This is a genomic window from Clavibacter rahimiani, assembly GCF_052654495.1.
Genome location: NZ_CP199790.1, coordinates 698,818 through 715,770 on the forward strand (window position 1 = coordinate 698,818; position 16,953 = coordinate 715,770).

Sequence of the window (16,953 nt, forward strand, 5' to 3'; positions counted from 1 at the left end):
CACGCGGGGCCGGGCACTAGCCTGGTCGTCCCATGACCCCCGAGCCCGCCGACACCCAGGTCGTGGTCATCGGTGCCGGACAGGCCGGCCTCTCGGTCGCGTACCACCTGCAGCGGCTCGGGCTCCGGATGGGGACCGACGCGGTCGTGCTCGACCGGGGTCCCACCACGGGCGGCGCCTGGCAGCACCGGTGGGCCGCGCTCCGCCTCGGGTCCGCCCACCGCGTCGCCGACCTCCCCGGCATGGCGGAGCTCGGCATCTCGTTCGAGACGGCCGACCGCCGACTCCCCGCGCGCGACGTCGTCCGGGACCACTACGCGCGCTACGAGGAGCACTTCGACCTGCGGGTCGCCCGCCCGGTCGAGGTCCGCGCCGTGCTCGACGCGGACGTGCCGCCGCCCGCCGCGTCGCGTCGCCGGGCCGCGCACCCCTCCGACTCCGCCACGCCGCTCCTCGTGCGGGCCAGCGACGGCGACCGCGTCGCGCGCCTCGTCGTCAACGCCACGGGCACCTGGGGCGCGCCCTTCATCCCGTCGTACCCGGGCCTCGCGACCTTCCGCGGGCGGCAGCTGCACACCTCCGGCTACCGGTCGGCGGCGGACCTCCGCGGCCTCCGCGTGCTCGTGGTCGGCGGCGGCACGTCGGCGATCGGCTTCCTCCTGGAGCTCGAGGGCGTCGCCGCGCGCACGCTGTGGTCGACCCGGCGCCCCGTGGACTTCCTCGAGGCGGGCCAGCTCGACGTCGAGGCCGCCGTGCGCGCCGTCGACCTGCAGGACCGGGCGGCGCGGGCGGGCGAGGCGCTGCCGAGCATCGTCAGCGGCACCGGCGTGCCGCGGACCCGGCGCATCGCGGCGGGCATCCGCCGCGGCGTGCTCGCGAGCCGGGGCGCCATCGCGCGCTTCGAGGAGGACGGCGTCGTCTGGGCCGACGGCGGGCGGGACCAGGTGGACGCGGTGATCTGGGCCACGGGCTTCCGCCCGGAGATCCGCCACCTGGCGCCCCTCGGCCTCCGGGAGAAGGAGGGCGGGGTGCGCGTCGAGTCCGGGGTGTCGGCGCGGGACCCGCGGCTGTTCCTCGCGGGCTACGGGCCGCAGGCGTCCACCATCGGCGCGAACCGGGCGGGGCGGCGCGTGGCCCGGCAGGTCGTCGCGGCGCTCGGCTGAGGCGCCCGCTCGCGGGGCGCGGGGCGCAGGGCGCAGGGCGCAGGGGGACGCGGGGGCCGACGTCCTTCGCGGGAACTCGTGACGCGGACCCCCGCATCGGTCCGGACCTCACGGGTCGGCCCGGACGCCGTTCGACCGGCACGCAGGGGCTCCATCGTCGGAGAACCGCACGTTCCGGTCGCGCCGCACGAGCTCCCGGGGGAAAGAGTTCGTGCACTAACAACTGTACCGCCGTGTCCTCCTTCTCGGGGACATGATCGGCGCGTCGCGGGGACGACGGAGGGGAGCCGGCCCGATGGGCCGACTCCCCTCCGGGGTGCGGTGGATCAGCTGCGGACGTCGTCCTGCACGGTCTGCTTGGCGTCCTGGGCGCTGCCCTTGACGTCCTGCGCGGTGGACTGCGCCTCCGACTTGACCGTCCCGGCCGACTCGCTCGCGGTGCTCGCGACCGACTGGGCGGCCTGCTGCGCGGGCTCCTTCAGCTCGGACGCGACGTCCTTGGCGGCGTCGGTCGCCTTCTCGACGAGGGGCTGCGCCTTGTCCTTGACGGTCGAGGCGAGCTCCTTCTCCTTGTCGCTCGCCGGGATCAGCGAGGCGATGAGGAGGCCGGCGCCGAACGCCACGAGGCCGAGGCCGACGGGGTTGCCCTTCGCCTTGGCCTTCGCGCCGCCGGCGGTGCCGGAGACGGCGTCGCCCACGTTCGCGCGGGCGTCGCTCGCGGAGCCGAGGACGCTGTCCTTGACGTTCGAGAAGGCGCCGCGCACCTTCTCGGTCTGGCGCTGGGCCACCTTCGCGGGGGTGACCTTGTCGGCCACGGCGTCCACGTCGATGCTCAGCTCGTTGCGGGTGCGCTCGATGTCGGCGCGGATCTGGTCGGGGTTGTCGCTCATCGGTCTGCCTCGTTCCTCTTCATCGCTTCGGGGATCTTCTTGACGCTGTCGGCCGTGCGGGGGGCTCCCTGCACGGTCTTCAGCTGCTTGCGGCCCTGGAGGTACATCACCAGGCCGATGACGGCCCAGATCACGGCCACGACGACCGCGGCCCAGGCCAGGTTGTCGAACCAGTACGACAGCGCGTACATCAGGGCGACGGAGAGGAAGAACACGGCCATGATGCCCGCGTACCCGGCGCCGCCCAGGAGGCCGGCACCCTTCCCGGCCTTCTTGGCCGAGTCGCTGATCTCCGCCTTGGCGAGGGCGATCTCCTGGCGCATGAGCGTGGAGACGTCCTTCGTGACGTTGCCGAGGAGGTCGCCGAGGCTGTTCGTCGCGGCCTTCTCCTCGCTGGGGGTGCGTTCGTCGGTCATGCGCGCGATCCGTCGGCGCGATCGCCCGTGCCGAAGGTGTCGGTCAGCGGGTCGGTCGAGCGCGTCTGGTCGTAGAGCGGCGTGGACGCGCCGGTGGCCGGGGCGTCGTACGGGCCCACGCCGATCGGCTCGTCGGCGCTGAGCTCGGTGGGCGCGAAGGCGCTGCCGGTGGGGACCGCGGGCGTGACGTAGCCGGCGGTGCCGGTCGTCGAGGTGCCGGTGGTGGAGGTGCCCGTGGTGGCGGCCTCGTCGGCGACCTTCTGGTCGTGCGCCTCGCTCGTGAGCGAGCGGGTCAGGCGACCGGCGGCGACGCCCGCGATGACCGCGAGGCCGACGAACAGGCCCGGACGGCGGCGCGCGAAGTCGGTCACGTCCTGGAGGAGCGTGCCCGGGTCGCGGCCCTCGAGGTAGTCGGCCGCGCTGCCGGCGCGGCTCGAGACCTGCGAGACGAGCTCGCTCGCGATGCCGGTGCTCTCGGACTTGTCGCCCATGTCGCGGAGCTCGTCGCTGAGCGTGCGGAGGCTGCCGGCGGCGCGCTTCTGCTGCGTGCCCGCCTGCTCGCGGAGCTGGCCGGTGGTCTCGCTGAGGAGGTCCTGGGCCTGCGACTTGACCTCGGACGCGACCTTCTTGGCCTCGCCCTTGGTGACGCCGGCGACGTGCTGCGTGCCGGCCTTCGCGTCGCCGGCCACGTTGGCGGCCTGCTCCTTCGCGGTGTCCTTGGTGCTGCTGGTGCTGCCGGTGCTGCTGTCCGTGCTGCCGGTCGTGCCCAGCGTGGACGCGGGGACGACGGCCGCGTACGCGTCGTCGGAGCCGAATCCGCCGCTCGCGGGCGATGCCGGTGTGAGGTCGTTCGACATGTGGTTCCCTCTCGGTGCTCGTGGTGTTCGAGTTGACGCAGGACTCGGGTCCTGCGATCTCTTACGAAACTCCGAGTGGAGGGCACTGCCTAGCCCCCCGTCGAAAATGGGGGCGTACTAACCGTTCGTGTACAGGTTCAATCTTCCGGAGGGCTCGCTAGGGGGTCTCGCGGCCGCTCGTGTGCTTCACCGGGGTGGTCGGCGGCGGTCCCGGGCGGCGCGTGACCGGACGCACCGGCTCGCCGCGGCGGTCCTGGCCGGGGACGGGGCGGGAGCGCCGGCCGTAGATGAGCTCCGACGAGTCGAGCAGCCACGGCACGAGGGCGAGCGTGACGCCGTGCACGAGCAGCAGCTTCTGGCGGATCCGCCGGGCCTTGTGGTTGTGCAGCAGCGTCTCCCACCAGTGCCCGACGATGTAGACGGGCGTGTAGACGGTGATGATCTCGCTGCCGTGCTCCGCCCGACGCGACTTCAGGTACTTGATGAGGGGGAAGCTGATGTCGCGGTACGGGGAGGCGACGACGCGCAGCGGCATGTCGATCTCCATCTCCATCCACTGCCGCTCGAGGAGCCGGGTGGCCTCGTCGTCGATGGAGACGTGCACCGCCTCGATGCTGTCGTGGTTGGCCGCGATCGCGTAGTCGAGCGCCTTGAGGACGGGCTTCTGCATCCGGCCGACGAGCACGACCGCGTGGTCGCCCGTGGAGCCGAAGACCGTGATCGGGTCGACCTCGATCTCCTTCTCGACGTCCCGGTAGTAGCGGTTGACGCCGAGCATGAGGAGGAACAGCACCGGCATGATCGCGAAGACGAGCCAGGCGCCGTGCGTGAACTTGGTGATGGTGACGACGATGAGGACGAGCGCCGTGAGCAGCGCGCCGAACGCGTTGATGCTGAGCCCGCGGATCACCTCGCCGCGGTTCGCGCAGCCGGCCCGGAGCATGCGGATCCAGTGCACGACCATGCCCGTCTGGCCGAGGGTGAACGAGACGAAGACGCCGATGATGTAGAGCTGGATGAGCTGCGTGAGGTTCGCCTGGTAGACGACGAGGATGACCGTCGCGCCGAGCGCCAGCAGCAGCATGCCGTTGCTGTAGACGAGGCGGTCGCCGCGCGTGAGGAGCGACTTGGGCGCGTACGCGTCCTTCGCGAGCACGGAGCCGAGCAGCGGGAAGCCGTTGAACGCGGTGTTGGCCGCGAGGAGGAGCACAGCCGCCGTGGTGGCCTGCAGCAGGTAGAACATCAGGCTGCCGTTCCCGAAGGTGGCCGCCGCGACCTGCGCCATGAGGCTCTTCTGCGGCTCCGTGGCGCACTCGGCCCAGCCGATGAGATCGCACGGGTGCTCGCCGTAGTGCACGCGCGCGATGAGCGCGAGGGTCGTGAGGCCGACGAACAGGACGATGGCCGTGCCGCCCATGATCACGAGGGTCGCCTGCGCGTTCTTGACCTTCGGGGTGCGGAACGCGGGCACGCCGTTCGAGATGGCCTCGACGCCCGTGAGCGCGGAGCAGCCGCTCGAGAACGCGCGGAGCAGCAGGAGGATGAAGGCCACCTGCGACAGGGTCGGGGTGTCGACCGTGTAGGCGGCGGACTCGGCGACGGGCGGATCCCCGAGCGCGGTGCGCGTGAGGCCGACCACGATCATCACGCCGACGCTCGCGATGAAGAGGTAGGTGGGCACCGCGAACGCCTTGCTCGACTCGCGGACGCCCCGGAGGTTGACCGCCGCGAGGAGCGCGACGAAGAAGACCGCGATCTCGACGCGGAACGGCGCGATCTCGGGGATCGCGCTGATGATGTTGTCGACGCCCGAGGCGACCGACACGGCGACGGTGAGGATGTAGTCGACGAGCAGCGCCGAGGCGACGACGAGGCCGGCCTTCTCGCCGAGGTTCTTGTGCGCCACCTCGTAGTCGCCGCCGCCGGACGGGTAGGCCTTGATGAGCTGGCGGTAGCTGAGCACGACGACGACGAGCAGGATCACGACGCAGGCCGCCACCCACGGCGCGAAGCTGAGGAACGCGAGGCCCCCCAGCGTGAGGATGAGGAGCAGCTCCTGCGGCGCGTAGGCGACCGAGCTGAGCGGGTCGCTCGCGAAGATGGGGAGCGCCAGGTGCTTGGGGAGCAGCTGGCCCTCGAGCTTGTCGCTGGCGAGCTTCTCGCCGATGAGCAGCCGCTTGGCGGGGCTGCTCCCGGGAGCCTGGGGGTCCTGGGTCACGAGCGGCAACGATACCCCGCGACGCGCCCGGGCCGCGACGGCGCCGGGAGGCGGCCGGGACCGGGCGGGATCCGCGTCGCCCCGCGGACTAGCCGACCGTCGCGACGGGTCCGGTCGGGAGCGTGCCGGCGGGGTCGGCGGCGGTGTCGCCCCCGCGTCGTCGGGGCTGATCGCGCACGGGCGCGGGCAGGTCGAACAGGGGGAGCGTGCGCTGCACGATCGGGCCGATCAGCAGGGCGAACGCGAGCGTGCCGAGTCCCACGTCCCCGCCGAGGGCCCAGCCGATCGCGAGCACGACCAGCTCGATGCCGACGCGCACCCGCCAGACGGGCCAGCCGGTGCGGCGGTGGATCCCCGTCATGAGCCCGTCGCGCGGGCCGGGCCCGAAGTGCGCGCCGATGTAAAGGCCCGTCGCGACGCCCAGCAGCACGAGGCCGGCGGCGAAGAGGGGGATCCGGATCCAGAGGGTCGCGACGGCCGGCACGACGGCGAGCGCGAACTGCGCGCTGTAGCCGACGAAGAGGACGTTGAGGACGGTGCCCCAGCCGGGACGCTGGCGGATGGGGATCCAGAGGAGGAGCACGAGGGCGCCGATGATGTTCGTCACGAGCCCGAAGGGGAGGCCGGTCCGCAGCGTCACGCCCTGGCTGAGGACGTCCCACGGGGAGACACCGACGGCCGCCTGGAGCATCATCCCGATGGCGAAGCCGTAGAGGAAGATGCCGATGGCGAACTGGACTGAGCGACGGAGCATGAGGGAGATCCAATCGCGCTCCGTCTTGCGGGACAAGGTGCCAATCGGCAGGCTGTGGCCTCATGAGCCTCTCCGGATCCGTCCCCGCCGCCGTGCTCGGCCCCGTCGCCCTCACCGCGCTGCTGGGGGAGTGGACCCGGCCGGGCAGCCCGGCGTACCAGGCGCTCGCCGACGGGATCCGGCGGCTCGTGCTCGACGGCCGCGTGCCCGCGGGCGCCCGCCTGCCCGCCGAGCGGGAGCTCGCCACCGCGCTCGGCCTCAGCCGCACCACGGTCGCGGCGGCCTACGCGGCGCTGCGCGGCACCGGCCACCTCGCGAGCCGACGGGGCTCGGGGAGCGTGACGCGGATCCCGCGGCGCGAGCCCGCCGCGGAGGGGGAGGGGCGCGAGGTGGCCGACATGAGCCGCGCCGCCGTGCCCGCCGCCCCCGGGCTCGCCGAGGCCGCGGTGCGCGCGGCCGCCCGCCTGCCCACGCACCTCGACGGGCACGGGTACGACGTCGACGGGCTGCCGGAGCTGCGGGAGGCGATCGCGGCCCGGTACCGGGCGCGCGGCCTGCCGACCGAGGCCGAGGACGTGCTCGTGACGGTCGGCGCGCAGCACGCGATCGGGCTCCTCTCGTCCGTGCTCGTGCACCGCGGCGACCGGGCGCTCGTCGAGCAGCCGAGCTACCCGCACGCGATCCAGGCCCTCCGCGACGCGGGCGCGCGCCTCGTGGGGGTCGGCGTGGGCGTGGGCGGCTGGGACGAGGACGTGCTCGAGCAGACGATCCGGCGCACGCGGCCCGCGCTCGCCTACCTGATGCCCGACTTCCACAACCCGACGGGCCGGACCATGCCCGAGGACCAGCGCGCGCGGATCGTGGCGCTCGCCGAGGCGCACGGCGTGACCGTGATCGCGGACGAGACGACGGCCGAGCTCGACATCGACCGCGCCGAGGCGCATCCGCCGCTCGCCGTGCACGGGTCGCCCGGCGCGGTCGTGCTCGTCGGGTCGGTGGGCAAGACGGTGTGGGGAGGGCTCCGGGTGGGGTGGATCCGCGCCGGCCGGCCGCTCCTCCGGGAGCTCGCCCGGGCGCGCTCGGCCCGCGACCTCGGGACGCCCGTGCTCGAGCAGCTCGTGGTGGCGGACGTGCTGGGCGGGATGGACGGGATCCTCGCCGAGCGTCGCGCCCGCCTCCGCGAGACGCGCGACCACGTGGAGGCGGAGCTGGCGCGGCGCTTCCCCGGGTGGGAGGTGCCGCACGTCGACGGCGGGCTCGCGGTGTGGGCCGGGATCGGGGCGCCCGTCAGCACCGAGCTGGCGCTCGCCGCCCGCACGCGCGGGCTCGCGATCACGGGCGGGAGCCGGTTCGGGCACGACGGCGCGTTCGAGCGGTTCCTCCGGATCCCCATCACGTCGCCGCCGGCCGCGACCGACCGCGCGCTCGACATCCTCGAGGACGCGTGGCGCGGCCTCGCCCCCGAAGCCGGCCGGGAGCACGACGTGGTGGACCGGTCGGTGCTGGTCTGAGGGGCGCGGGGCGCGGGCGCGCTCGGCCTGGGGACGCCGCCGACGGGCGGGAGGCGCATGCGGCTACCGTCCCAGGATCCGCGCGTCCCCTCCGGGTGTCCGTCCCGACGTCCGCGTCGGCGAGCGCCGTCCCGACGGGGCGCGAGCCGCACGAGCCTGGAGGAACCACCATGCGCATCCGTCCGCGATCCACCCCCGCCCCGGCCCCCGCCGCCTCCCGTCCGCGTGCCCGCCGCGCGGTCACCGCGCTGGCGCTCGCCGGCGGCCTGGCCTCGGCCGTCCTCGCGGTGCCCGCCGCGGCGTCGGCGGCGCCGGCCGCCCCCTCGTCCCCGTCGGACGCGGCCGTCGTCGTCGCGCCCGCGCCCGTCGATCCCGCGGCGGCCGCCGGGCACTGGACGCCCGAGCGCCGTGCCGCGGCCCTCGCGGCCGACGCCCCGAGCGCGTCCGCGTCCCCATCCCTGTCGGCGTCGGCCGCGACGGCCTCCCCGGACTCCGCCTCCGACGACCGGGGCGCCTCCGCGGCATCGGTCCCGCGCGCGGACCAGCCGTTCGTCGGCGTCCTCTTCTACGTCGACGGGGGCCGCGACCGCGCGTGCACCGCGAGCGTCGTGGACACCCCGGACGGCGGCGCCATCGCGACCGCCGCCCACTGCCTCGTCGACCGGCGGACGCATCGCGCCGTCTCGCTCGCCACCTTCGTGCCCGGAGCGCAGGGCGCTACCGCCCCGCACGGCATCTGGCCCGTCCGGATCTCGACGGTGTCCGCCGCATGGACGGCCACCGGTCGCCCGTCCGACGACGCCGGCTTCGCGCGCGTGAGCGGCCCCGCGGGCGAGGGGCTCGCGGCGTCGGTGGGCGCCGCCCGGCCGGTGTTCGGATCCACGCTGGTGCCCGCGACGGGCCTCGCGCCGCGGCTGGCGGTGCTCGGGTACCCGACGGCGGGATCCGCGACCGCGACGCTCGAGGCCTGCGCCGGCCGCCCGCACCGCGACGCGGGCGGCCAGGTCGCGCTGCCGTGCGCGCTGGGCACGGGCGCGGCCGGATCCCCGGTCGTCACCGCGGCGGGCGAGCAGCGGGCGGTCGTCGCGCGCCCCTCGGCGGGCCGCGGCGTGCTGCTCGCGACCTGGGGTGCCGACGCCGAACGCGCGCTCGCCGCGCTCCGCGGGCGGTGACCGCCTCCCGGGCAGCGGTGCGTAGCCGCTCGACGCCGGTCTCGGACCGCTGCCTGGGGAATCCGCTTCGTGCACGAACGGGTCGGACGGGCGCGAGCATACTGAACCGGTGACCATCGACCTGCCTCCCATCAGCCGCTCCTACATCAGCCGCCCGTACCCGCTCGGCGCGACCGTCGTCACCCGCGACGGGGGCCTGCCCAGCGGACTCAACGTCGCCGTGTACTCCGAGACCGCGGAGGCCGTCGAGGTCTGCGTGTTCGACGACGCCGGCACCGAGACCCGCACGCGGCTCTCCGAGCGCACCGGCCACGTCTTCCACGGCCTCGTCGAGGGCGCCGGCATCGGCACCCGCTACGGCCTCCGCGTGCACGGCGAGTGGGACCCGTCCCGCGGTCTCCGCCACAACGCCGCGAAGCTCCTGCTCGACCCCTACGCCATCGCGATCGAGGGCCACCCCACCTGGGGCGAGGACGTCTTCGCGCACACCTTCGACGACCCGAACGCGATCAACGAGGCCGACTCCGCCGCCTCCATGCCCCGCTCCGTCGTGGCCGACCGCCGCTTCGACTGGGAGGACGACGAGGCCCCGCGCACGCCGCTCGACGAGACCGTCGTCTACGAGGTCCATGTGAAGGGCTTCACCGAGAAGCTCGAGTCGGTGCCCGAGGAGATCCGCGGCACGTACGCGGGCCTCGCGCACCCCAGCGCCATCGAGTACCTCACCGACCTCGGCGTCACGAGCGTCGAGCTCCTGCCGGTGCACCACTTCATGCAGGACTCGCACCTCGAGGAGAAGGGCCTCCGCAACTACTGGGGCTACAACTCCATCGGGTTCCTCGCCCCGTACTCCGACTACAGCTCCGCGGGCGACGGCGGCCAGCAGGTCGCCGAGTTCAAGGAGATGGTGAAGGCGCTGCACGCCGCCGGCCTCGAGGTCATCCTCGACGTGGTCTACAACCACACCGCCGAGGGCAACCACATGGGCCCGTCGCTGTCGCTCAAGGGCATCGACAACGCCTCCTACTACCGGCTCGTGGAGGGCGACGAGGCGTCGTACTTCGACACCACCGGCACCGGCAACAGCCTGAACGTCGGTCACCCGGCCGCGCTCGCGCTGGTCATGGACTCGCTCCGCTACTGGGTGGAGGAGATGCACGTCGACGGCTTCCGCTTCGACCTCGCCACGACGCTCACGCGCCAGGACGGCTCCGCGGAGCTCCACAGCGCGTTCCTCACCCTCATCCACCAGGACCCGGTGCTCGCGCCCGTGAAGATGATCGCCGAGCCGTGGGACACCCAGGGCTACCAGGTCGGCGGCTTCCCCGCGGACTGGTCGGAGTGGAACGGGAAGTACCGCGACGACGTGCGCGACTTCTGGCACAGCGGGCAGAACGTGCTCGGCGCCCTCGCCCAGCGGATCACCGGCAGCCCGGACGTGTACGAGTCCGACCGCCGCTCGCCGCTGTGCAGCGTGAACTTCATCACGGCGCACGACGGCTTCACGCTCGCCGACCTCACCTCCTACGACGAGAAGCACAACGAGGCGAACGGCGAGGACAACAACGACGGCGAGAGCGACAACCGCTCCTCCAACGCCGGCGTCGAGGGCCCGACGGACGACCCCGAGATCACCGCGATCCGCGACCGCCAGCGCCGCAACATGCTCGGCACGCTGCTGCTGTCCTCGGGCGTCCCGATGCTGCTCGGCGGCGACGAGATCGCCCGCACGCAGGGCGGCAACAACAACGCCTACTGCCAGGACAACGACATCTCGTGGTTCGACTGGGAGAACGCGGACCGCGAGCTGCAGGACTTCACGCGGAAGCTCATCCGCCTGCGCCGCGGCAACCGGGCGCTGCGCCCCATCTGGTTCCGCGGCGACGACGTCGAGGGCGCGGAGGAGGCCGTGCGCTTCATCCGGGCCGACGGCGCGACGCTCGAGCCCGAGGACTGGGAGGACCCGAACGCCTTCAGCATCGGCGTGATCATGAAGGGCCGCGACAGCGACGCGTTCTTCGTGGCGTTCAACGCGGCCGAGGGCCCCGTCGAGTTCCAGCTGCCCGAGGGCCTCGGCGTCTCGTGGCACCTCGCCATCTCCTCCGACGCGGAGCAGAACACGGACGAGGACGCCACCAGCATCCTCGTGCGCGACCGCTCCTTCACGGTGCTGCGGGCCGCGCGCTCCTAGCCGCACCCGCACGACCGGCCGACGCGCCCCCGGGAGACCGGGGGCGCGTCGTCGCGTGCGGAGGGGGACGGCGCGCGGGCGTAGCGTGGAGGGTCGTCCGGATCCGCACCCCCGGGCAGTCGGAGGCCCCCGCGTGACCGCATCGCCCGCAGCCCGCCCGCCGTCGACGCGCACGCTCGACCTCGAGGCCGCCGCCCGCGCGAGCGTGGGCCTCCTGGTGCCGCTCCTGGTGCTGCTCGCGATCGACCGCCTCGACCTCGCGCTCTACGCGTCCTTCGGCGCCTTCACCGGGCTCTACGGGCGGAACGAGCGCTACCGGCTCCGGCTCGCGAGCGTGGGCGCGGCCGCCGCCATGATGCTCGTCGCGATCACCACCGGCGTCCTCCTGTCGCTCGCCGACGCGCCGCTCGCGCTCGAGGCCGTGGGGCTCGCGATCGTGCTGGGCGGGGCGTCGCTCGTGTCGACGGCGATGAGCCTCGTGCCGCCGCATCCGCTGTTCCCCGTGTTCGGTCTCGTGGTGTGCGCGGCCGTGCCGGTCGATGCCGGGCAGGCGCGCGACGCGCTCGTGACGGCCGTGGCCGCGATCCTGTTCTCGGCCGGCGTCTGCATGTCCGGCTGGGTGCTGCGGAGGTGGGCGCCGGACGCGCACGCCCACCGCTTCCGGGCGCTGCCGCGGATCCCGGTCCGGGACGCGGCCGTGCACCGCGACCCGGCCGCGTGGACCGCGGTGGTCGCGAACGTCGTCGGCGCGCTCGTCGCGGGCGCGATCGCCGTGGCGCTCGGCCTCGGGCACCACTACTGGGCGGTCGTGACGCTCGTCGCCGTGCTGCCGGTGGTGCGCGGGCCGCTGTCGTACACGCGCGTGGCGCACCGTGTGCTCGGCACGCTGGCCGGTTCGGTCGTGGCCGCGGGGATCCTCGCGCTTCACCTGCCCGCGCTCGCCGTGATCGCCGTGGCCGTGGCCTGCCAGTTCGCGGCGGAGCTCGCGGTGGGGCGGCACTACGGGCTGGCGCTCGTCTTCATCACGCCGCTCGCGCTCGTGATGGGCGGCCTCGGCCGGACGCTGCCGGTGCTGCCGCTCGTGGCCGACCGGGTGGTCGACACGGTCGTGGGCGCGGCGGTGGGCGTCGCCGTGATCCTCGTGCTGCGGGCGCTGGCGGCGCGGCGTCAGCGGGGCGCGGGAGCCGCCGGGCCGGCCTGACGCAGCACGGCGCAGGCGACGCCGCCGGCCAACGCGAGCACGGCGACGGCGGCCTAGCCGAGGGTCGCGGTGCTCCAGCCGTAGATGCGGCCGTCCGCGCCGAAGAGGTTCCAGCCGTCGGCGCAGGTGACCTGGGCGGGGTCGATCTCCGGCGGCCACCACGTGTCCTGCACGGTGGTCATCTGCAGGTCGGTGCAGCCGCCGGGTGCGGGCGCGGGCTGCGCGGTCTGCACGGCCACGATGGAGCCGGCCTTCGGCTCCGACTTGGTGCGGATGAGGGTGCCGTCCTCCGGGATCCAGGTCGGCATCGACGAGCCCAGGGCCGTCTGCGCGTCCGCGGTGGTCGCGTAGATGGTGGTCGTGGGCGTCTCGAACTGCGACTGGACCCCGCATCCGGACAGGAGCGCCGCGCTCGCGACGGCGGCCAGGACGGTGAGGGTCGGTCGATGCATCCCCCTAGTGTGCCTCGTCAGCGACGGCGGCGGATGCGGATGGGGCCTCGGGCGGTGGACGGGTCGACGACCGACCCCTTCTGGGTGATCTCCACCTCGCCCGCCTCCACCAGCCGCCGGGCCGCGCGCCGGGCGGGCTCCATCAGGTCGCGCCAGTCGTCCGGCGACTCGGCGCGCGCGGCCTCGGACGGGCAGATGGTGGCGCCGCCCGCGCGGTGCGCGAGGAGGTCGAGGATCCGCCGCTCGAGCGACGCGTCGACGTCCGACACCCCGCGGCGCCGGCACGCGTCGCTGCAGTAGCGGACCTCGTCCCAGTCGCGCTCCCACTTCCGGCGCCACTCGATCGTGCGACCGCACGAGACGCAGGTCTTGGGCTCCGGGACGCGGTCCGTCGTCGTCGGTGCCCGGTGCGCCATCCCTCCAGCATGCCCCGCGCGGAGGGCGGTCGGGCGGGTCCACGGCGAGCCGTTCGAAAACCCGGCGCGAGCGGGGGTTTCCCGGCCGCGGGTGCGATACTGCCCGCACGGGGCGGGTTCCCGGTGCGGGCGATCAGCGGTCCGAGCGACCGCCGCACCCGCGGCCCGCATCGCACAAGGAGCACCCCCTGCATCTCCTCTCCGTCTTCAGCCTCCGCAACCGGGCGCTGATCGCGCTCATCACGATCGTCATCGGGGTGTTCGGCGGCATCGCGCTGACGACCCTCAAGCAGGAGCTCATCCCGTCGGTGTCGTTCCCGCAGCTCGCGGTCGTCACGGCGTACCCGGGCGCCTCGCCCGCGGTCGTCGACTCCGACGTGTCGACGCCCATCGAACGCGCGATCCAGGCGGTGCCGGGCCTCGAGTCCTCCACCGCGACCTCGCGCACGGACTCCTCCGTCATCTCCGCGTCGTTCACGTACGGCACCGACCTCGCGACGGCCGAGCAGAAGATCGACCAGGCCATCAACCGGATCCGCACGACGCTGCCCGACGGCATCGACCCCGTGGTCATCGCGGGCAGCATCGACGACCTGCCGGTGATCCAGATCGCCGTGACGAGCGACCTCAGCCCGCAGGACCTCACGGCCGCGCTCGAGCGCTCGACGCTCGCGGACATCCGCAAGCTCGCGGGCGTGCGCGACGCGAGCCTGCTCGGCACGGTCGGCCAGCGCGTGGTCATCACGCCGGATCCGGCCGAGGTGCAGGCCGCGGGCCTCACGAACCAGGCCATCCGCGACGCGCTCGACGCCAACGGCTCACTGCTGCCCGCCGGCGCGGTGACCGAGGACGGCACCACGCTGTCCGTGCAGTCGGGCACGCGCCTCGGATCCACGGAGGACCTCGCGAGCCTGCCGCTCATCGGCGCGGCGGGCGGCCGCCAGCTCACCCTCGGCGACGTCGCCACGGTCGAGCTCGGCCAGGATCCGACGACCGGCATCTCGCGCGTCGACGGCCAGCCGTCGCTCACCATCGCCGTGACCAAGACGCCCGCGGGCAACACGGTCGACGTGTCGCACCTCGTGACCGAGCTCCTGCCGCAGCTCGCCGACGACCTCGGGAACGGCACGGAGTTCACGGTCGTGTTCGACCAGGCGCCGTTCATCGAGCAGTCCATCTCGAGCCTCACGACCGAGGGCCTGCTCGGCCTCGTGTTCGCGGTGCTCGTGATCCTCGTGTTCCTGCTGTCGATCCGCTCCACCATCGTGACCGCGATCTCGATCCCGGCCTCCGTGCTCATCACCTTCATCGGGATGCTCGCCTCGGGCTACACGCTCAACATCATCACGCTCGGCGCGCTGACGATCGCGGTCGGGCGCGTGGTGGACGACTCGATCGTGGTGATCGAGAACATCAAGCGGCACCTCTCCTTCACGGCCGACCGGCTGGACGCGATCCGCGCGGCCGTGCGGGAGGTCGCGGGCGCGGTCACGGCGTCGACTGCCACGACCGTCGCGGTGTTCCTGCCGATCGCGCTCGTCGGCGACATCACGGGCGAGCTGTTCCGGCCGTTCGCGCTCACGGTGACCATCGCCCTCGCCGCCTCGCTGTTCGTCTCGCTGACGATCGTGCCGGTGCTCGCGTACTGGTTCCTGCGGCCCGAGGGGGAGTCGCGCCGGGCCCGCCGCAAGGCTGCCGCTGCCGCGGCCGCTGCCGCCGCATCCGCGACCGCTGCTGACGGCACCGCCCGCACGGGCGCGCACGCCGCGGTGGCCGGCCCCGTCGACGACCGCGAGCTCGCCGACCGGCCGGCCCGCGGATCCCACGCCGCGCACGACGAGGGGTCGGGCACGACGCCGTTCCTCCAGCGCGGCTACCTGCCGATCCTCGCCTGGACGCTCAAGCACTCGGCGGTGACGCTGATCCTCGCGGTCCTCGTGCTCGGCGGCACGGTCGCGCTCATCCCGAGCATGAAGACCAACTTCCTCGGCGACAGCGGGCAGAACACGCTCACCGTCTCGCAGGAGCTGCCGAGCGACACCAGCCTCGAGGCGCAGGACACGGCCGCGACGAAGGTGGAGGAGGCGCTCATCGGCGTCGAGGGCGTGGACACCGTGCAGACCTCGATCGGCTCGGACAGCACCTCCCTCACGGCGGCGTTCAGCGGCGGCGGCGGGATCACCTTCTCGCTCACGACCGACTCCGACGCCGACCAGGACGCCATCCGCGACCGCGTGCGGACGGCCGTGGACGGGCTCACCGACGTGGGCGACGTGTCGCTCGCGGCCGCGTCCGGCGGGTTCTCGTCCAGCGACATCACGGTGGAGATCACCGCGAACGACGGCGACGACCTGAAGGCCTCGGCCGACGCGGTGCTCGCCGCCGTGCAGGACGTCCCCTCCATCGAGCAGGCCACGAGCAACCTCTCCGAGACGCAGCCGTACATCGCGGTGACCGTCGACCGGGCGAAGGCCGCGGCGGCGGGGCTCAGCGAGCAGGCCGTGGGCGGCATCGTGACGGCGAGCCGGCTGCCGGCCGCCGTCGGCCAGGTGGTCATCGACGAGAAGACGCTGTCGATCTACATCCAGGACCCGGACGCGGCGCAGAGCCTGCAGGGGCTGCGCGACTTCCGGATCCCGACGGCCCGCGGCCTCGTGCCGCTCAGCGACCTCGCGACCGTCGAGGTCGCCGACGGCCCCGCGACCGTGACCACCACGGGCGGCTTCCGCAGCGCCACCGTGAGCGCGACGCCCGGCAGCGATGACGTGGGGTTCGCCTCGTCCGAGGTGTCGCAGGCCGTCGCCGACGTCGAGCTGCCGGCCGGCGCGCAGGCCTCGCTCGGCGGCGTGGCCTCTCAGCAGTCCGACGCGTTCGGGCAGCTCGGGCTCGCGGTGCTGGCGGCCATCCTGATCGTCTACATCATCATGGTGGCGACGTTCCGGAGCCTCGTGCAGCCGCTCGTGCTGCTCGTCTCGGTGCCCTTCGCGGCGACCGGCGCGGTGCTCCTGCAGGTGGTGACGGGCGTGCCGCTCGGCGTCGCGTCGATCATCGGCCTGCTGATGCTGGTGGGCATCGTGGTGACCAACGCCATCGTGCTCATCGACCTCGTGAACCAGTACCGGACGCGGGGGATGGAGCTCCGCGAGGCGATCCTGCAGGGCGCCGGGCGACGGCTCCGGCCCATCCTCATGACGGCGCTCGCGACGATCTTCGCGCTGCTGCCGCTCGCGATCGGCCTCACCGGGCACGGCGGGTTCATCTCGCAGCCGCTCGCGATCGTCGTGATCGGCGGCCTGCTGTCGTCGACCGTGCTGACGCTCCTCGTGCTGCCGTCGCTCTACTCGATCGTCGAGCGGGCGGGCCTCCGGCTCCGGGCGCGCGGCGAGCGCCGCCGGGCCGAGCGCGGGCTGCCGGTCGCCGGTTCCGCGACGACGGCGGGGGAGGGCGCGGCGCGCTGACCTCCCGCTCGTGATCCCGCCCGGGCCGCCGCGAGGCGCGCCCGGGCGGCGGCCTGCCCTGGTGCGGGGAGGGGCGATCCTGTAGTGTCGTCCAGTCGGCTCTTGACACCGCTACCGGACCATCCATCCGGGCGGATGGATTTGTCAGTCAGGTGGGCCGGTTCCCCCCTCTCGTTCCGCAGAGGGGTTGTCACGCGATGACACGGCCCCCGGTCGACGACTGCCCGGGTTGAGAGCAGCTCTGCGCACCCTGA

General features: G+C 73.8%; 13 protein-coding genes. 6 read left to right on the forward strand and 7 right to left on the reverse strand.

The genetic code is table 11. The annotated features are described in order from the left end of the window. Positions 1–32 precede the first annotated feature (32 nt). Positions 33–1,163, forward strand: coding sequence for an FAD-dependent oxidoreductase (locus ACT7CP_RS03550; RefSeq protein WP_445443401.1), 1,131 nt, complete (start codon positions 33–35; stop codon positions 1,161–1,163). A gap of 326 nt (positions 1,164–1,489) precedes the next feature. Here the strand turns inward: ACT7CP_RS03550 and ACT7CP_RS03555 are convergent, their stop codons facing one another. The 5 genes from ACT7CP_RS03555 to yczE all read right to left on the reverse strand — a co-directional run bounded on the left by ACT7CP_RS03555 (position 1,490) and on the right by yczE (position 6,298). After that, the gene (locus tag ACT7CP_RS03555; protein ID WP_413962507.1) at positions 1,490–2,053 is read right to left on the reverse strand and encodes a DUF3618 domain-containing protein; all 564 of its coding nucleotides are present in this window, start codon (positions 2,051–2,053) and stop codon (positions 1,490–1,492) included. Next, positions 2,050–2,469: a phage holin family protein gene (locus ACT7CP_RS03560; protein ID WP_413962508.1), complete on the reverse strand. Its 420-nt coding sequence runs from the start codon at positions 2,467–2,469 to the stop codon at positions 2,050–2,052. The genes ACT7CP_RS03555 and ACT7CP_RS03560 overlap by 4 nt, the downstream gene beginning before the upstream one ends. Further along, complete coding sequence (locus ACT7CP_RS03565) at positions 2,466–3,326, reverse strand: hypothetical protein (protein WP_413962509.1); 861 nt, start codon at positions 3,324–3,326, stop codon at positions 2,466–2,468. Before ACT7CP_RS03565 ends, ACT7CP_RS03560 begins: the two co-directional genes overlap by 4 nt. 157 nt (positions 3,327–3,483) lie before the next feature. Next, positions 3,484–5,544, reverse strand: coding sequence for an APC family permease (locus tag ACT7CP_RS03570; protein WP_445443402.1), 2,061 nt, complete (start codon positions 5,542–5,544; stop codon positions 3,484–3,486). 88 nt (positions 5,545–5,632) lie between these two features. Next, positions 5,633–6,298 carry a membrane protein YczE gene (gene yczE, locus ACT7CP_RS03575; protein WP_445443403.1) on the reverse strand — a complete coding sequence of 222 codons (666 nt, stop codon included), beginning with the start codon at positions 6,296–6,298 and terminating at the stop codon, positions 5,633–5,635. 62 nt (positions 6,299–6,360) lie between these two features. On the opposite strand from yczE, the gene yczR reads away from it, so the two are divergent. The 4 genes from yczR to ACT7CP_RS03595 all read left to right on the forward strand — a co-directional run bounded on the left by yczR (position 6,361) and on the right by ACT7CP_RS03595 (position 12,373). Continuing rightward, positions 6,361–7,809, forward strand: a complete 1,449-nt coding sequence (yczR, locus tag ACT7CP_RS03580) for a MocR-like transcription factor YczR (RefSeq protein WP_445443404.1) — start codon at positions 6,361–6,363, stop codon at positions 7,807–7,809. A 170-nt stretch (positions 7,810–7,979) separates the two neighbouring features. Beyond that, on the forward strand, positions 7,980–8,981 hold the full coding sequence (locus tag ACT7CP_RS03585) for a trypsin-like serine peptidase (RefSeq protein ID WP_445443405.1): 1,002 nt from the start codon (positions 7,980–7,982) through the stop codon (positions 8,979–8,981). A 109-nt stretch (positions 8,982–9,090) separates the two neighbouring features. Then, a complete protein-coding gene (gene glgX, locus ACT7CP_RS03590) occupies positions 9,091–11,172 on the forward strand; it encodes a glycogen debranching protein GlgX (protein WP_445443406.1) in 2,082 nt (693 codons plus the stop codon). Positions 11,173–11,305: 133 nt separating this feature from the next. Then, entirely contained in the window at positions 11,306–12,373 is a 1,068-nt protein-coding gene (locus ACT7CP_RS03595) for an FUSC family protein (protein ID WP_445443407.1), read from the forward strand. A 53-nt stretch (positions 12,374–12,426) separates the two neighbouring features. On the opposite strand, the gene ACT7CP_RS03600 is transcribed toward ACT7CP_RS03595, so the two are convergent. Together ACT7CP_RS03600 and ACT7CP_RS03605 are read right to left on the reverse strand one after the other, a co-directional pair. Further along, complete coding sequence (locus ACT7CP_RS03600) at positions 12,427–12,825, reverse strand: hypothetical protein (RefSeq protein WP_445443408.1); 399 nt, start codon at positions 12,823–12,825, stop codon at positions 12,427–12,429. Between the two features lie 17 nt (positions 12,826–12,842). After that, positions 12,843–13,241: a DUF3253 domain-containing protein gene (locus ACT7CP_RS03605; RefSeq protein WP_445443409.1), complete on the reverse strand. Its 399-nt coding sequence runs from the start codon at positions 13,239–13,241 to the stop codon at positions 12,843–12,845. A gap of 188 nt (positions 13,242–13,429) precedes the next feature. Here ACT7CP_RS03605 and ACT7CP_RS03610 point away from each other — a divergent pair, with 188 nt between their 5' ends. Continuing rightward, complete coding sequence (locus ACT7CP_RS03610) at positions 13,430–16,699, forward strand: efflux RND transporter permease subunit (protein ID WP_445444009.1); 3,270 nt, start codon at positions 13,430–13,432, stop codon at positions 16,697–16,699. Positions 16,700–16,953 lie beyond the last annotated feature (254 nt).